General features: G+C 52.8%; 12 protein-coding genes. 3 read left to right on the top strand and 9 right to left on the bottom strand.

All coding sequences use genetic code 11. The features are described 5' to 3' along the window. Positions 1–53: 53 nt before the first annotated feature. Entirely contained in the window at positions 54–1,271 is a 1,218-nt protein-coding gene (locus tag E9531_RS12795) for a BMP family ABC transporter substrate-binding protein (protein ID WP_136574161.1), read from the top strand. 193 nt (positions 1,272–1,464) lie between these two features. On the opposite strand, the gene E9531_RS12790 is transcribed toward E9531_RS12795, so the two are convergent. The 7 genes from E9531_RS12790 to hisB all read right to left on the bottom strand — a co-directional run bounded on the left by E9531_RS12790 (position 1,465) and on the right by hisB (position 6,400). Then, positions 1,465–1,860 carry a phosphoribosyl-ATP diphosphatase gene (locus tag E9531_RS12790; protein ID WP_136574160.1) on the bottom strand — a complete coding sequence of 132 codons (396 nt, stop codon included), beginning with the start codon at positions 1,858–1,860 and terminating at the stop codon, positions 1,465–1,467. Between the two features lie 17 nt (positions 1,861–1,877). Next, complete coding sequence (gene hisI, locus E9531_RS12785; RefSeq protein ID WP_136574192.1) at positions 1,878–2,270, bottom strand: phosphoribosyl-AMP cyclohydrolase; 393 nt, start codon at positions 2,268–2,270, stop codon at positions 1,878–1,880. Positions 2,271–2,371: 101 nt separating this feature from the next. After that, positions 2,372–3,172 carry an imidazole glycerol phosphate synthase subunit HisF gene (gene hisF / locus E9531_RS12780; protein ID WP_136574159.1) on the bottom strand — a complete coding sequence of 267 codons (801 nt, stop codon included), beginning with the start codon at positions 3,170–3,172 and terminating at the stop codon, positions 2,372–2,374. Between the two features lie 90 nt (positions 3,173–3,262). Then, on the bottom strand, positions 3,263–4,147 hold the full coding sequence (locus E9531_RS12775) for a D-hexose-6-phosphate mutarotase (RefSeq protein WP_136574158.1): 885 nt from the start codon (positions 4,145–4,147) through the stop codon (positions 3,263–3,265). Continuing rightward, the gene (gene hisA, locus E9531_RS12770; protein WP_136574157.1) at positions 4,147–4,893 is read right to left on the bottom strand and encodes a 1-(5-phosphoribosyl)-5-[(5-phosphoribosylamino)methylideneamino]imidazole-4-carboxamide isomerase; all 747 of its coding nucleotides are present in this window, start codon (positions 4,891–4,893) and stop codon (positions 4,147–4,149) included. The genes E9531_RS12775 and hisA overlap by 1 nt, the downstream gene beginning before the upstream one ends. 79 nt (positions 4,894–4,972) lie before the next feature. After that, complete coding sequence (gene hisH, locus E9531_RS12765) at positions 4,973–5,635, bottom strand: imidazole glycerol phosphate synthase subunit HisH (protein WP_136574156.1); 663 nt, start codon at positions 5,633–5,635, stop codon at positions 4,973–4,975. A 132-nt stretch (positions 5,636–5,767) separates the two neighbouring features. Next, a complete protein-coding gene (gene hisB, locus E9531_RS12760; protein WP_136574155.1) occupies positions 5,768–6,400 on the bottom strand; it encodes an imidazoleglycerol-phosphate dehydratase HisB in 633 nt (210 codons plus the stop codon). 679 nt (positions 6,401–7,079) lie between these two features. On the opposite strand from hisB, the gene E9531_RS12755 reads away from it, so the two are divergent. Further along, on the top strand, positions 7,080–8,828 hold the full coding sequence (locus E9531_RS12755) for a hypothetical protein (protein WP_136574154.1): 1,749 nt from the start codon (positions 7,080–7,082) through the stop codon (positions 8,826–8,828). Between the two features lie 207 nt (positions 8,829–9,035). Then, the gene (locus E9531_RS12750; protein ID WP_136574153.1) at positions 9,036–10,781 is read left to right on the top strand and encodes a hypothetical protein; all 1,746 of its coding nucleotides are present in this window, start codon (positions 9,036–9,038) and stop codon (positions 10,779–10,781) included. Between the two features lie 128 nt (positions 10,782–10,909). Here the strand turns inward: E9531_RS12750 and E9531_RS12745 are convergent, their stop codons facing one another. After that, positions 10,910–13,366, bottom strand: coding sequence for a TonB-dependent receptor (locus E9531_RS12745; RefSeq protein ID WP_136574152.1), 2,457 nt, complete (start codon positions 13,364–13,366; stop codon positions 10,910–10,912). Positions 13,367–13,695: 329 nt separating this feature from the next. Further along, positions 13,696–16,800 carry an efflux RND transporter permease subunit gene (locus E9531_RS12740; RefSeq protein ID WP_136574151.1) on the bottom strand — a complete coding sequence of 1,035 codons (3,105 nt, stop codon included), beginning with the start codon at positions 16,798–16,800 and terminating at the stop codon, positions 13,696–13,698. Between the last annotated feature and the right edge of the window lie 11 nt (positions 16,801–16,811).

Below are 16,811 nucleotides of genomic sequence, written 5' to 3'. Positions count from 1 at the left end.
CCAGTGCTCGCCTCATTTCTTGCTTTTTTTCTTTGACTCATTGGAGTATCAACATGAGCCTATCGACTCACTCTCTGGTAAGACCTTTTGCGGTCGCAGCACTCTTTGCCGCGACATTGACTGCCTGCGGCAAGCAAGAAACACCTGCTCCAAGCCCAGCCCCTGCGCCAGCACCTGCAGCAGCTTCAAGCGCTCCAACTCCTACCCCTGCACCAGCGCCAGCGGCCGCGAATGAAGCCAGCGCCACTACAGCGCAAGAATCCAAGCCATTGAAAATCGCCTTTGCCTATATTGGCCCTGTAGGTGATGGTGGCTGGACTTACGCACACGACAATGGCCGTAAAGCACTGGAAGCCGCGCTTGGCGATAAAGTGCAAACCAAGTATGTCGAAAGCGTGCCTGAGTCGGCAGATGCCGAGCGCATCCTGCGCGGTTTTGCAGCAGAAGGCAACGACATCATTTTTGGCACCACATTCGGCTACATGGACTACATGGTGCGCCTGGCCCAAGACTTCCCGAACGTCAAGTTTGAGCACGCCACGGGCTACAAAACCGCAGGCAATTTGGCCACCTACGACAGCCGCACCTATGAAGGCGCCTATCTGGCAGGGATTATTGCAGGCGGGATGACGCAATCGAACGTTGTTGGCGTCGTTGGCTCAGTCCCCATCCCTGAGGTCATTCGCAACATCAACAGTTTCACGCTCGGCGCGCAATCGGTGAATCCCAAGATCACAACCAAAGTCGTGTGGGTGAATGAATGGTTCAACCCACCAAAAGAAACCGAAGCCGCAACCTCATTGATCAACAGTGGCGCAGACATTTTGTTCCAAAACACCGACTCGGCTGCAGTGCTCAAAACCGCACAAGACCAAGGCAAGCGTGCATTTGGCTGGGACTCTGATATGACTGCCTACGGCCCTAAAGCGCATTTGGGATCGGCAGTGATCAACTGGGGGCCTTACTACATCAAAACCGCGCAAGATGCGGTCAATGGCAATTGGAGCAGCGGTCAACACTGGTGGGGCGTGAAAGAAGGCGCTATCGACATCGTGTCACTGGCTGACGATATTCCTCAGGAGATCAAAGACAAAGTGGCACAAGCCAAGCAAGGCCTCAAAGACGGTACATTCAGTATCTGGAAGGGCCCCATCGTTGACCAAGAAGGCAAGGAAGTGCTGACGGCAGACCAAGTGGCCGATGACGGTTTCTTACTGGGCATCAAGTTCTACGTTAAAGGTGTAGAAGGCAAGGTACCAGGCGCCAACTGATGCTTGAGGAACGTGTGCCTGATTTCGACGCAGGCCGTGTTGAAATCGCGCGCACGTTCTGACAAGATAGACTGCCATGTCGCCATGGCGCCTTCAAACAACCATTGGCGACAGCGCCAAAAAATTTGCATATAAAAAAGCCTCTGCCCGTTTCGTACTGTAGAGGCTTTTTCATGCGTGCACACAGCACACGTCAATTCTGCGGTCTCGCAGCCTTCTCCTGTAAGCCGCTGACGCCTTCACGGCGCGCCAATTCGCGAATGACATCCTCCGCACTCAAATCAAAATGCGCCAAGGCCACGAGCGAGTGAAACCATAAATCAGCGATTTCGTAGACCAGCGCATCACGCTCTTTATGGCCAAACTGCACATCCTTAGCGGCCATCACCACTTCTGCGGCTTCTTCACCAATTTTTTTCAAAAAGGAATCTGGCGCTTTGCCTGCAGCCAACAGTTTGGCGGCATAGCTACTGGCAGGATCTCCTCCTCGCTCAGGCTTGCGGGACTCCAACACTTGGGTCAAATGCGCCAGCAGCGCATCTGCAGAGATCGACGGGGAAGTAGAAGACGACGGGGTAGCTTCACTCATCGCATGCGCTCGCTTTCTTATTTTTCATAAATGGACTGAGGGTCTTTCAGCACCGGCGTCACGGCCTGCCACTGCTGCCCCTCTAAGCGTTGGTAAAAACAGCTGTGGCGTCCAGTGTGGCAAGCAATCGACGGGTTATGTCCGTGCTGGGTGATGCTGAGCAACACCACATCGTTATCGCAATCGAGCCGAATTTCATGCACGGTCTGAAAGTGCCCAGACTCTTCGCCTTTGTGCCAAAGCTTGCCGCGCGAACGGCTGAAATACACAGCCTGCCCTTTGGCTGCCGTTTGCGCTAGCGCCTCGCGGTTCATCCAAGCGAACATCAATACATCGCCAGTGTCTTTCTCTTGCGCAATAACGGGCACCAAGCCTCTATCGTCCCAGCGAACGGCCTCCAGCCATTGCACTTCATCATTTGCCATCTCTGTCACCCCCGTTTGATCAAAAGTTCAACGTCAGTCTCATGAACGAAACATTCACCATGCGTGCGAATACATTGCAAGCCCGCTTACAGCCGCACAGCAATACCACGCTCGGCCATGTATTGCTTGGTCTGCGCAACAGTGAACGTACCAAAATGGAAAATGCTTGCCGCCAACACCGCATCTGCGCCACCTTTGGTAATGCCGTCAGCCATATGCTCCAAAGTGCCCACACCACCGGACGCGATCACCGGCACGGAGACCGAATCACTAACAGCTCGTGTGAGTTCCAAATCAAAACCGCTCTTCGTGCCATCTTTATCCATGCTCGTGAGTAACAACTCACCAGCCCCACGCTGCGCCATATCCTTGGCCCATTGCAATACATCCAAACCAGTATCTTTACGCCCGCCATGGCTAAATACATTCCAGCCTGGCCCAACGGGCTGGCCTTGCGCATCCAACACCTGCTCTGCCTCGACACTGCGACGCTTGGCATCAATCGCCACGACAATACATTGCGAACCATACTTGCCAGAGGCTTCGCTGATGACGTCAGGATTGGCAATGGCAGCGGAGTTGAAACTGGTCTTGTCCGCCCCCGCATTGAGCAAGCGCCGCACATCGGCTACTGTACGTACCCCGCCCCCCACGGTCAGGGGGATGAAGACCTGGGATGCTACCGACTCAATGATCGGCAAGATCAAATCACGACCATCACTGGTGGCCGTGATGTCCAAAAAAGTCAACTCATCAGCGCCTTGCTCGTTGTAACGGGCTGCAATTTCCACCGGATCGCCGGCATCGCGCAGCTCCACAAAATTGACACCTTTGACCACCCGCCCGCCCGTCACATCAAGGCATGGAATGATGCGTTTTGCCAGCATAGTATTTCCTGTTCAATTCAAATAAAGGAGAAGCGCCAGCCCGTATTGCTCTGCCCGCTAAAAAGGGCAAACACGGGCATGTGACACATGTCATGCACGACAGCGCAAAGTTTGCCATGCCTGCCAGCGCTGCGTGGGGGCTAGCGTCACGGGTGCATCAATGCAAGCAGCCTCAATACACAGCATATGGCGCCAACCATCATCGGGCATATCATTCAAGCGCGCCCCCAAACGCGGACCAGGATTCCACACAACGGTTTGTGGACAACTGACGCTTTGGGTGATGTCCAATAACGAACGAGGAGCATCAGACGGCGCGCCATCCATAAGCAACCGCAGCACCTGCTCAGGTTGGGATTGAAACACGCAGTCGAACTCTTGCCCGAATCGCGCAGCCCCCTCTTGAATGCCATGCACATCGCGTACGGCATCCCAACGCTGCGCCCCATGCAAGCCCATCAGATGCACTTGCACGACGTCCGGCACCTGCACATAGGTATGCAACGCTGCGGTAAAAGCCCATGGCTGTGTATCGGTGTTCTGCACCTGCAACTGCAAACGCAATGCACCAGGGCTGAGTTCGACGGCCAGTTCCACACGAAAAGCATGCGGCCATAAACGCCGTGTCAATGCACCATCAGCGAGCACAAAGCTGATCTGGCTTTCATTGACAGAGACACATTGCCAAGGCAGATGGCGCGCAAAACCATGCTTTATCAACGGGCCACGCTGGTTGAATTGCGGAAAGCAAATCGGCACCCCGCCACGAATGGCATCTTGCCCATTCCAGCGCGCCTGCGGGCTCAAATACAACTGCTCTCGCCCGTCTGCAGTCATCCAAGACACCACCTGCCCGCCTTGCTGCAAGACAGTGACACAATCACCCCAAGACGCAACCAAACGTACCGCTGGCTGGCCATGAAAATCACACCAAGGGACCACAGTGCTCGCTGAGGAGGTGGGCTTCAATGCCATCAGGCTGCGTCGGTCAATTCATCTGCGCGGTCTTGCGCACTGGCAAAATCCAAACCGCCCGTGTAAATGGCTTTACCGCAAATCACGCCTTCAATGCCTTCATCGGCAACGGCAACCAGTTGCTCAATGTCGTGAATATCTTTGAGGCCGCCGCTGGCAATGATCGGGATCTCAACGGCTTGCGCCAAGCGCACTGTTGCATCGACATTGATACCGCTGAGCATGCCATCACGCCCAATATCGGTATAAATGATCGACTCCACACCGTAGTCCTCAAATTTCTTAGCCAAATCAATCGCCTCGACATTGGAGACCTTAGCCCAACCATCGGTGGCTACTTTGCCATCCTTGGCATCAATCCCCACAATGATGTGACCGCCAAATGCACTGCATGCATCACGCAGGAAACCAGGGTTCTTGACTGCGGCTGTACCAATAATCACATAGCGGATACCGGCATCAATGTATTGTTCAATGGTATCCAGATCACGAATCCCGCCCCCCAACTGCACAGGAATTTCACCATCGACTTCTTTCAAAATCGACTTAATGGCAGTCAGATTCTTGGGCTTTCCCGCAAAGGCGCCATTGAGATCAACCAAATGCAGACGCCGTGCGCCCTCGTCAAGCCAACGTTGGGCCACCAGCGCGGGCTCTTCACCAAAGGTCGTGGATTGGTCCATATCGCCTTGCACAAGGCGCACGCAATGCCCGTCTTTAAGGTCAATGGCAGGGATCAACAGCATGGTCGGTCAAAAATATTTGCAGCGTACAACAGGTACGCATGGGGGTTAAAGAAAATATCCATTAACACACAGGCGTGTGCTACGGATTCCAGCTCAAAAAATTACGGTAGAGCGCAATGCCCTGATCTGCACTTTTCTCAGGGTGAAATTGCGTCGCAAAAAGATTATCTCGCGCAATTGCGCAAGCAAACGGCGCGCCATACTCAGTCTCGCCAACACAGTGACTCTGATCGGTCAGTTCGGCATAGTAGCTGTGCACAAAGTAATACCAACTGCCATCAGGAATGCCGCGCCACATAGCATGCTCTGGGCGGCTATCAGGACGTGTGACACGGTTCCAGCCCATTTGCGGGATTTTGTAGCGGCTGCCATCGGCCTGCAAGCGACCTTCAAGTTGAAAGCGTTTAACCTGCCCTCCAATGAGCCCAAGCGATGGGGTATCCCCTTCTTCGCTGTGCTCTAACAGCATTTGCATGCCCACGCACACGCCAAATAAAGGCTTGGAAGCAGCCGCACGAAGCACTGGCTCCAACATGCCCGATTCGCGTAACTCGCGCATGCAATCGGCCATGGCCCCTTGCCCCGGCAATATCACGCGACTGGCTTGCTCGATCACCTGCGCATCGTGGGTCAACACCACGTTCCAATCGGAGTCCAAAGCAGCATGACACGCAGCCTGCCAGACAGAGCGCAAGTTGCCTGAGCCATAGTCAACAACAGCAAGGGTATGGCGAGCAGTCATGGGCACATTCAAAAATGAAAAAAAGCAGTAAGAGACACCGCCTACGACAGCATCAAAAAACCGTGAGAGCTAGGCATCACAACGCATGCATCGTGCCAAACAATCCGGCATCATCACGCATTGCGTTGGGGATCAAAGCACACCTTTGGTGGAGGGGATAATTCCCACCATCCGCGGATCACGCTCAATAGCCATGCGCAGCGCCCTGCCGAAGGCCTTAAAAGCGGTTTCGGCCTGGTGGTGTGCATTGATGCCTTTGAGGTTATCAATGTGGACCGTAGCCAATGCATGGTTGGCAAAACCTTGGAAAAACTCGTAGGTCAATTGCGTATCGAACTGCCCCACCATGCCACTGGTGAAGGCAATATCGAAAGACAGTCCTGGGCGGCCAGACAAGTCAATCACCGCACGACTGAGCGCTTCATCCAATGGCACATAAGCATGGCCGTAGCGGCGAAGGCCCTTCTTATCCCCAACGGCTTGTGCAATGGCTTGTCCGATGGTGATGCCAACATCCTCGACGGTATGGTGGCCGTCAATATGCAAGTCGCCCTCACAATGCACATCCAGATCAATCAGGCCATGGCGGGCTATCTGATCCAGCATATGGTCAAAAAAACCGATACCTGTATGTAAATTGGCTACACCACTGCCATCAAGGTTCACCCGGACATGGATACGCGTCTCTGCGGTATGTCGGTTCACCTCGGCAATGCGGTCGGCTTTATCGGTTCCCTGCGTGGGGACTAAGGCTGAAGAAGTCATTCCAAATTTCGTTGTAGGCACAACAGACTAGATGCCAATGCCGCTTATTGTAAGGGGGGGATGTTGGCTCTGGTGTCATCATGAACGCAAATTCATGGCAAACCCTCTGGTCATCACGCTCACACCACAGTCAACCGCCCCCCTACTAAAGTAGCAGACCATTGGAGACATCCGCATGCATAAACACAAGGGCATCGCGCATTGCTCCAGTATGATATGCACCGCTTTGGGTCAGTCCCAATGGCATGGACAATTAAAGCGCGGCAATAAGAGTGCATTTGAGGAGGAAATTGCGGCTTTGTGTTTAACCACCAGCCTCCGATTAACGGAACAAACACTTTGCCTTATCTCTTCGTCTCAAAGGCACGAGCAATAGTGCCCCGTCATAGCTACTGAACACTGGCAATAGCAAGTGCTGTATGGATACACCAACTCAGGTTGACAACATAAATTTTCCATTCAAATGCACCAAGCCACTCCACTGACTGATCGAGCCCTAGATGAGAATTCTTCCAGGCCTGTTCTGCGCGGTGCACTGCCGGGTTTAGTTAAGGGCATGTCAACTGCCCTATCGTCAGTGCCGTTGTAATTGGATTGACCATGAATATCGAGCCCTCCCAACAAAGGGCCCCTTGCCAAATCTCACCATTTGATTCTTGCTATTTAATCTGGAGAAACCATGAAAAAAACCGCTCTCTTCTTGGCCGTCGCGCTTGCCTTAGGAGCCTGCTCCAACAAAGATGAACCGGCACCATCCACGAAAGAAGCAGCCCCCAAAGCCGACTTGCCGCTTGCATTTGCACCAGCCGAAACTGCTTTTGCTCTGGGCAATTTTGAACCAGCGCCCAAAGCCTATATCGACGCGCTAGCTCCTGCTCTGGACAATATGAAACTGGGCTTCATCCAGTCTCTGGATCGCGCCAAAGAAGTCGCAGCCAACGAAATCGGCCCAGAAGAACAAGCCAAAGTCAATGCACTCATTGACCTCTTCAAAGAGCGCCTGCAAAAGCCTGATACCTTAGCCAGCATGGGCATTAACTTGAATGGCCTGCAAGCAGCATACGAAGTGGCTGGCGCACCGGTCATCCGCCTCGAACTGGCAGATCCTGAGCTCTTTAAAACCTTTGTCAGCGAAGTTGAAACACGTGCCGGCGAAAAACTGCCTGTGGGCGATCTCAATGGCCAAGCCTACTGGTTCTTGCCATTGGACAAGCAAGCCAAAGAAGTTGACAGTGCCACACCACTGAATCCACGACTAGTGGCTGCCATCGCTGGCAAACACTTGGTGCTTGCCTTTGACCCCCAAGTGGCTGAACTGCCTCTGGCACAACTGCTTGGTATTGAGCGTCCTGCGCAATCCATTGTTTCCTCTGGTGAGTTGCAAGCCATTAACAAGCAATACGGCTATCAAAACTATGCAGGCACAGGTGTTCTGGATCTGCGCCGTACTCTGGCTTTGCTGGCACCTGCGGCGGGTAAATCAACCTGGTTGAGCAAACAACTGCAAGCAGACAACCAAACGCTCAGCGAAGTTTGCCGCTCGGAGTTCGACAGCTTGGCTGCCAAAACACCACGCTTCGTTCTAGGCGCCAAAGAAATGACTGGCAAAAAAGTGGCCATGGGCGGTGTTTTAGAAGTAGAAAGCAAGCTTGCTGGTGAGTTGCAAAAAATCACTGCGCCTGTACCCGGTCTGGGCAGTGACAAGAGCGGCATTGAGTTTGGCATGAGCTTGAAAATTGACCAGCTTGCAGGCTTTGTGCAAGCCCAAGCCACAGCAGTGCAAGCGGCCCCTTTCCAATGCGAATTGCTCCAACCACTCAACGAGCAAATGGCCGAAGTCACCCAAAACCTGGCCGGTCTGTATGCTGCGTCGGGTTGGTTGACCGGCTTGCGTGCCAGCCTGAGCGAACTCGATATCGAAAACCAGAAATTCAAAGGCACTATCGTCTTGGCCTCACCTAATCCGATGGGCTTGATTGGCATGGCACAAGGCTTCCTGCCTGAATTGGCGCAACTGGGCCTAACACCTGATGGCAAAGCCAAAGAATTGCAATCTGCCATGGCCAGCAGCGTTGTCGGTGCTGAGAACAAGTTGTGGGTCGCCATGAACGACAAAACCATTGGACTTGGCATTGGTTCTGACACCCCTGCAGCAGTAGAGTCCGCCATCAAAGCCAGCCCAGCTACTCCTGAACCCTTGCTCTACTACGGCTTCAGCGGAGAAAGCTATCTCAAACTGGCTGGCAACGTGGATGAAGAAACGCTCAGCAATGCCGCCAACAGTGATGAAGAAGCCCGTGCCAATTATGTGGTTTGGCCGCTCATCAAGAGTGCGCTGGACTTTTACAAGTCCGTGGACTTTGTCAGCATGAACTACACATTGACTGATCGTGGTTTGGAAATGAACCAAGTGATGACGCTGAAATAATCATCAGTACCAGACCATTTGAACGTTGAAGCGGCAGCCCTGCTACTGCGACGTTCAAATGGTTTTTTTCTTTGTCGCGCAAGGATTTACGACTGCGGCGCAAAAGCAGCCCGCTGCCAAGCCTTTTGTTATATTGGCAGGTTAAGCAACACTTGCGTTGACTCATTTCACATCAATAGATAGACATTAAATCTTGGAGGAACACCTATGCGACACATTGCAAAACCGACGGCTCTCGTCCTGGCACTGGCCCTTGCTGGCTGCGCCAATTTGAACGGGCAAGGTGGAAAGACCCAATCACCACTGGCTTATGCACCAGCCGACAGTGCGTTTGTTTTTGGCAACTTGAGTGCGCCTCCAAAAGAATACGCTGAACTCAATACACGCTGGTTCAACCAACTGCGCGACGGCTTCGTGCAAAGCCTCAAACGTGCACAAGAAATCAGCGACGAGGCGATAGAAGATAGCGATACACAAAAGCGTACAGATGCCTTGCTCAGCGTGTTGGAAGAAAAGCTCAGCCAACCAGAAGGTTGGTCCGCTATCGGCATCAACATCAATGCACGCATGGCGTTGTATGAAGTCAATGCATTGCCCGTTTTGCGGCTGGAACTTGGTGATAAACAACGCTTTGAAGCTTTCATGGCGGAAGCTGAGCAAAAAGCCGGTGTACCGTTTGGTAAATCCGAAATCAACGGTCAAGCGTTCTGGCACGCGATCACGCCAGTAAACGCAGAGCAAATCCTCTCACCTCGCTTTGTAGCCGCAGTGGTCGGCAACCACTTGGTTTTGACTGCTGATGCACAACGTGCGGACACCCCGCTGATTGCGCAATTGGGCGTAGACAAGCCAAAGCAATCGGCCTTGGATTCTGGCGCGCTTGACACCATCAACAAACAATATGGCTTCCAATCGGGTATGGCCTCTGGCTATATCGATTTGCAGCGCGTACTCCAGCGCATCACAGATAAAGAACACACGCTGCCCTGGATTACCAATGCGCTCGAAGAAAATGACATCACACTGGATGCAACTTGCACTGCGGAGCTGCAAAGCATCGTGGCAAAGGCGCCCCGCATCGTTGCGGGGGGTACCGAACTGGTCAAACCAGACCTGAAATTCAATGCCATCTGGGAACTCGAGCCCACTCTAGCCAAAGAGTTGACCGCCTTGCCAGCGCCTGTTCAAGGGCTTGATGCCTCGCAACGCGGCCAAATGGTAATGGGTGCCAGTTTGAATCTCAATGCCGCGGCAGCCTTTTTGCAAAAGCAAGCCGCTTCGATCGTAACCCAGCCCTACCAATGCGAAGGACTAACCCCGCTGAATGATCTGGCAGCAGAAGCCCACAAAGGGGTTGCAGGCCTCTACAGCGTAGCCAACTGGGTTCAAGGCATTCGTCTGAACTTCTCCAAACTCGACATCAATGGTCAGGACTTTGCAGGAACCTTGCTGGTCGCATCCCCCAACCCGTCGGGCTTAATTGGCATGGTGCAAGGCTTTGTCCCTGAGTTGGCCAAGCTCGGGCTCGTCCCAGGTGGCCCAGCTAAACAACTCGAAGGTGAAACCACCGCATCCATGACAGGTGATGACAAATCGATTTGGGCCATCATGGGCGACAAGGCCGTGGCCATTGGTGTTGGCGAAGAATCCAAAACCGAGTTGGAGCACATCATCAAAGCCACTGCCCCTGCGGTTGCACCATTGATGTATTTTGGATTTGCTGGCGAAGCACTCGTGCAATTCATGGATCAAATCACAGAAGAAGACATCATGGACTCCGCATCAAGCGAATGGGAGCAATGGTACAACTACGTAACATGGCCACTGAGTGCAGGCTCTGTGGAACTGTACAAAGAAATCGCCTACACCGACATGCAGTGGCTGGCCACCGAACGCGGTTTGGAATTCCCGCAAACCATCGTACTCAAGCCTCTGCCACCAAAGGCACCATAAACGGTTACGCCTTGAATCGTAAAAGCGATTAACCAAACGCAGCATCCCCGGCATAGATCACTCTGACCGGGGATTTTTCATGCACTCCTGAGCAAGCCGCCTGCTCAAGAAAAACAGTTATTGCGCTATCAGAAGCGGGTTTGCATACTCAAATACACATTTCGGCCTTTACCAATGCGTCCAGTCGTCTCGACATCACGGGCATTGATATAAGTGGCGTCAAACAGATTATTCACCCCAAAGCGAATACTGAAATCACGTCCAAATGCCCCCTGCCCCGCAGGATTGGGAGTCCAGTCTGCAAATACATTGGTGATAGTGAAATCATCACGGACATACCAATAGGTCGTCCCCCCACTGCGAATAGTTTGCGGATTTTGTTTGGGTTTGCGCCAATGGGTAACCTCTGCGCCCAACTTTAATCCGTGTGCAGGACGCACATATCCGTTGAGCGCCAACTTATCAGCAAATGATTGCGGCGTATTCAAACCAGTGGCCTGATTGGTTTGTTTCAAATGTGCATAGCTTGCGCCAAAACCAAAAAGACTGCGCTCGTAAGCGCCTTGCCATTCGAATCCTCGGCGTTTGACCCGATCAATATTTACATAACTGGCATAAGGAGAGTCTTGAGGGGACAACTCTTCAGTGCGCGTTTCCTTCAAAGCAATCATGTCACGAATGCGGCCATTGAACAGCATCAGCTTGGTGCGAAGCACATCTCCCGGAGTCAGCAATGCGTACTTGGTATAAGAGACACCGAACTCGGTTTCACGAATCGTCTCTGGGTCTAAGTCGGGATTGGGGACATACCAGTAGTGCGGATTGAGCGGCCCCTCAGAAGAGGTCTCATGCGGAGTTGGTGCGCGGAAAGCTTCTGACCAATTGGCCAATAGATTTAAGCCAGAGGCCACTTCCAGACTCGCTCCAATGCGCGGAGAAAAATGCGAACCACGGTAACCGCCCTCATGGCGGTCAACGCTGCGATCAAAACGGTCATAGCGCCCGCCCAATTGCACAACCAGACGATCATTCAGCAAGGTTGATTCCAAGTGTCCATACACCCCTAAATCCTTGTAAGTATTTGGCATAGATCCAAAATCAGAGAGCTCCCCATTAAGGAGGTACACCGCATCTTCACGACGTTTTTCATAATCCATGCCAGCAATCAAGCGGTGTTTGAGCGCGCCGCTCTGAAAAAATGCCTCATTCGACAATCGCAGTCCAGTGCGCTTATCAATGTTGTCGTAAGACAAGTCTGTCAACACACCATTATTGGTATTGGTATATGCATAGCCACGGTCGTAATTGGCTTTGGAGTGGTAGGCTGAAGCATTCACATTCAACCAAGTCACATCAGGTGCGCTGTAGTGGTATTTAGCTACCACATCACGCTGGCGCAATTTGCCTTTGACTGGCCCTGTTACGCTGCTGTAGTTGGAGTGGTACAAGGTCTGCCAAGTGGTCTCATTGTCCAATTGGTAGTCGTAATACGACAGTGCGATACGCTGATCTGGCGTAGGCTTAACCGCCCCTTGCAAAAACAAGACCTGTAAATCCTCATCGTTATCCACCTTGTCAATATCCTCGCCTGAAGCGCTGCGACCGTAGTTCCTGGACATAGTCAAATCTCCTGTCGTACCACGCTTGACATAGGCCAACAACTCCACAGGTTTGTCTGCTGGCGCATAAGCTGCCGCTGCATATGCCTCGCGATAATTATTGTGCTCGTAGCGCAGCTTTGTTGCCACGCCCGCCTCTTTGCCTTGGGGTAGGAAATCGCTAGCCTCTTTATTGGTCATGGCCACGACTCCACCAATGGCACCACCGCCGTGCTGCACCGACGAGGCACCTTTAACGATTTCTACGCGTTTGAGCAAATCATTGTCTGATCGGAAGGTCGATATATGGTTGGAAAATAAGGCGGTGGAGCGCCGCACGCCATCTTGCAAAACGATGACCCGATCTTCCGATTGGTAGCCAAAACCACGAATATTGAACTGCTGACCTGTGCTGCGGCCACTATCACCGCCTGTTGTCACGCCTGGCACTGCGGCCATGGCTTCAATCACACTGCTGGTGCGGCTCAAGTCGTCTTGGCTCAACACCGTGACTGAGCCCGGGTATTTTTGCAAGTCTGTCTCTAGGCTAGACCCCATCACCGTGACTTCTGGCAATGCCGTATCAGCGGCGACATCCAGCGAAGCAGCAGGCTGTAAAACCAATTGACCTTTTTCATCACGCTGAGCATGCAATCCTGTCCCTGTCAGCAACGCCTTCAATGCAGCCTCAAACGAGTGCCCATTACTGACACCTTGTGTTTGACGACCTCGCAGTAATTCAGCAGGAGCCTGAATCGGCTGCCCGCTCCATCGCTGAAACTCGATTAAAGCCGGCTCCAACGGTCCGCTTTGAATCTGCAGCACACGCTGCATTGGCTGGCTTGCTTTGGGCTCTTCGGAAACCGTTTGCGCCACAACAGTCAACCCAGCACAACTGCATAGCAATAAAGTCAACGTAGACAGTTTTGCAAGCGCAGCCCTATTGCTGTTGATGAATGGCTGTCGGTATTGAGAGTGTTTTTGCACGTATTTCCCCTATATTCGAATGAATGGAAAGCCCGCTTGTAGAGATAGCAGGCCAGGTTCATCGTGGGGAAGACGTATATACGCCAATGATGCTTGGCTATTAAGAGCGGCTTAGACACAACCAAACAAATCAAAAATTTGGGCTGACACAAAGTGCAAAACTGCAGGCCGTGTGGGTAGCACGATAAGGTTTCACAGCGACGTATCAAACGTTGTGCTAGCAGCTCGAAACAAGTGGACTGAAAGTGGCACTTGTTATTGGATGGCTTTTTCGGGGATTACCCGTGCATTCGATTATTTGCAATTGTAAAGCAATATACAGAAAAAATTTACAGTTCCGATACATCTTGCACACTTTCGGTGCGCGGCCCTGGAACACGTTCACGTGCAAAAAACAGATAAACCGTGGGCACAACAAACAGTGTCAACAGTGTTCCCACCGTCATGCCTCCGACAATCACCCAACCAATTTGAATACGGCTTTCTGCACCTGCGCCTTCGGCCAGCGCTAAGGGCACCGCCCCCAACACCATGGCGCCGGTTGTCATCAAGATAGGGCGCAGGCGTTGCTCTGCCGCCTGGATGACAGCCAGCACTCTCGCTGTACCTTGCTGGCGCATGTGGTTGGCAAACTCAACAATCAAAATGCCATGCTTGGTAATCAAGCCCACTAACGTGATCAAGCCAATCTGTGAATACACGTTCAAAGTACCGCCCGTCAACCGCAATGCCAATAAGGCCCCAACCATCGACAAAGGAACGGACACCATAATGATCAACGGGTCGACAAAACTTTCAAACTGCGCGGCCAGCACCAGATAGATAAATACCAGCGCCAAAGCAAACACCATGGTGAGCGCGCCTTGCGAGCTGCGGTATTCACGCGATGTACCGTTCAGATCTGTCGAATAGCCTGCAGGCAAAATGCGGGCGGCCACCTCGTCCATATAGTCCAAGCCCTCGCCTAACGAATAGCCAGGGTTAATGCGTGCGGTTAACGTAGCTGAGCGGCGCTGCCCAAAGTGGTTGAGCTCACGCGGGCTTGCCGTCTCAGTCATCGTCACAACGGCAGACAACGGCACCATGGCTCCTGAAGTGGAGCGCAGGTAAATCTGCTCCACACTCTGAGGTGTCATGCGATCGCCTGATGCAAGTTGCACCAGCACATCGTATTGCTCAGAACCTTTTTTGTAGCGTGTCACCACACGGCTGCCAAGCATAGTTTCCAAAGTCCGCGCCACCGTTGCAGCACTTACCCCCAAGTCGGCAGCACGATCGCGGTCAACCTCAATCCGCAACTCGGGTGTGTTCATGCGCAAATCCACATCAGCGCTATCTATAGCGGGGTGTTTATCCATCTCCTGCATGAATTCTTGTACCACCGCATAGAGGTTTTCGTAGCTGTCCGTGGTTTGAATGACGTATTGCAAAGGCCTAGAGCTAAAACTCATGCCAAGCGGTGGTGGCGTGTTGAGAATCGTGAATACACCGGGAATATTGCGAACCTCGCGGCCAATCTCTCCTGCCAAATCATCAATGCTGCGGCTGCGCTCACTCCAATCAACAGTACGCAAAATCACATTGCCACTGACTACCGATGGGTTACCGATATTGGCAAACACGCGATCAAACTCGGGGTACTTTTTCGCCAAAGTCTCCGCCTCCTGGGCGTAATGGTCGGTGTAATCCAGTGATGCGCCATCGGGCGATGTCATGCGGATTTGCAACGTCCCTCGGTCTTCCATTGGTGCCAATTCAGAAGGCAAGCGCGGATACAACCACAGCAACATTGCCCCGCAAACTAACATCACAGCCACCACCAAGGCCCGCGCTTGCACCACGCGCCCCAGTGCGCCAGGTGCTTTGGCAGTCAACACCCATTCAAGTAGCCGTCCATATCCTGTAGATAGCCCCGTCAGGGCGCGCTCCATCATCCGATCAAACCGATTTGGTTTGGGATTGTGTTTGAGCAAGACGGAACACAACATGGGCGACAAAGTCAAAGCGACAAAGCCTGACACCAGAACAGCGCCAGCCAAAGCCAGTGCGAACTCAGCAAACAAGCGCCCGGTGCGGCCAGGTGTGAATGCCAATGGTGCATAGACGGCCACCAAGGTCAAGGTCATAGCCACAATGGCAAAGCCAATTTCTTTAGCCCCCGTGATGGCTGCGGCAAATGGATCCATGCCTTCTTCGATATGCCTGTAAATATTCTCCAACATCACAATGGCATCATCCACCACCAAGCCGATGGCCAACACCATCGCCAGCAGCGTCAAGGTGTTGATTGAAAAACCAGCCAAGGCCATCAAAGCAAACGCCCCAATCAAACTGACCGGAATGGTGATGATTGGAATGATGGAGGCACGCACTGTGCGTAAAAACACAAAAATCACCAATACCACCAACACCACGGCTTCCATGATGGTTGTGTAGACACTGGCAATAGAGCGCTCAATGAATACCGAATTGTCGTTAGCAATATCCACACTGACATCATCTGGCAGCTCTTGGCGTAGCACATCCAACTGTTTACGGATTCCATCTGCCACCTCAAGCGGGTTGGCTGTAGCCTGCCGCACGATGCCCATAGACACCGCGTCCTGCCCATTGAAACGCACGCGACTGCGCAGATTGGCTGGCCCTTCCTCCACACGCGCAATATCGCGCAGACGTACAGCATAGCCCTGCACCGTTTTGACGATGATGTTCGAGAACTGCTCCACCGTGGCCAAATCGGTCTGCGAAACGACATTGAACTCGCGCTGGGCAGATTCAATGCGCCCGGCTGGCAACTCCAAATTGTTTGCGCGAATGGCACTTTCAACCTCATCGACCGTCAAGCCGTAAGCGGCCAGGCGCTGAGGCTCCAGCCATACACGCATGGCATAGCGACGTTCACCATAAATGGGCGTATCGGCCACGCCGGGTACGGTTTGCAAGCGTGGCTTGGCAATACGCGTCATCAGGTCATTGATCTCAAGTTGGCTGCGCTGGTTGGAGCTGAAAGCCAGCCACAAAACTGGGAATGCATCGGCCTCGACTTTGGCAATCACAGGTTCATCAATTTCATCAGGCAGGCGATTGCGCACGCGTGAAACGCGGTCGCGCACTTCCGCTGCAGCGGTATCTGGGTCTTTCTCAATGAGAAAACGCACCGATATCTGGGCTTGCTCGGCACGACTGATTGAAGTCAACACATCCACACTGTCAATGCCTGCGATCGAATCTTCCAAAGGCTTGGCTACCTGGGTTTCAATCACCTCTGCCGAGGCTCCTGCGTAATTCACACGCACCGTCACAACTGGCTCATCAATTTGCGGATACTCGCGAACCGTCAAACTGAAAAAACTGACCAAACCGATCAGCACAATCAATAGAGATAAGACAGTCGCAAAAACTGGGCGGCGAATGGAGACTTCTGTGATTTGCATCGCAAACGCCC

Origin of the sequence: Lampropedia puyangensis (genome assembly GCF_004833285.1) — a bacterium.
GTDB classification, from domain to species: Bacteria; Pseudomonadota; Gammaproteobacteria; order Burkholderiales; family Burkholderiaceae_C; genus Lampropedia; species Lampropedia puyangensis.
This window is presented reverse-complemented; position numbering and strand designations above follow the sequence as displayed.

What these genes read in the sequence shown, in the direction of transcription:
- E9531_RS12795 (WP_136574161.1), top strand. Translation starts at nt 54, where the DNA reads ATGAGCCTATCGACTCACTCTCTGGTAAGACCTTTTGCGGTCGCAGCA.
- E9531_RS12790 (WP_136574160.1), bottom strand. Translation starts at nt 1,860, where the DNA reads ATGAGTGAAGCTACCCCGTCGTCTTCTACTTCCCCGTCGATCTCTGCA.
- hisF (WP_136574159.1), bottom strand. Translation starts at nt 3,172, where the DNA reads ATGCTGGCAAAACGCATCATTCCATGCCTTGATGTGACGGGCGGGCGG.
- E9531_RS12775 (WP_136574158.1), bottom strand. Translation starts at nt 4,147, where the DNA reads ATGGCATTGAAGCCCACCTCCTCAGCGAGCACTGTGGTCCCTTGGTGT.
- hisA (WP_136574157.1), bottom strand. Translation starts at nt 4,893, where the DNA reads ATGCTGTTGATCCCTGCCATTGACCTTAAAGACGGGCATTGCGTGCGC.
- hisH (WP_136574156.1), bottom strand. Translation starts at nt 5,635, where the DNA reads ATGACTGCTCGCCATACCCTTGCTGTTGTTGACTATGGCTCAGGCAAC.
- hisB (WP_136574155.1), bottom strand. Translation starts at nt 6,400, where the DNA reads ATGACTTCTTCAGCCTTAGTCCCCACGCAGGGAACCGATAAAGCCGAC.
- E9531_RS12755 (WP_136574154.1), top strand. Translation starts at nt 7,080, where the DNA reads ATGAAAAAAACCGCTCTCTTCTTGGCCGTCGCGCTTGCCTTAGGAGCC.
- E9531_RS12750 (WP_136574153.1), top strand. Translation starts at nt 9,036, where the DNA reads ATGCGACACATTGCAAAACCGACGGCTCTCGTCCTGGCACTGGCCCTT.
- E9531_RS12740 (WP_136574151.1), bottom strand. Translation starts at nt 16,800, where the DNA reads ATGCAAATCACAGAAGTCTCCATTCGCCGCCCAGTTTTTGCGACTGTC.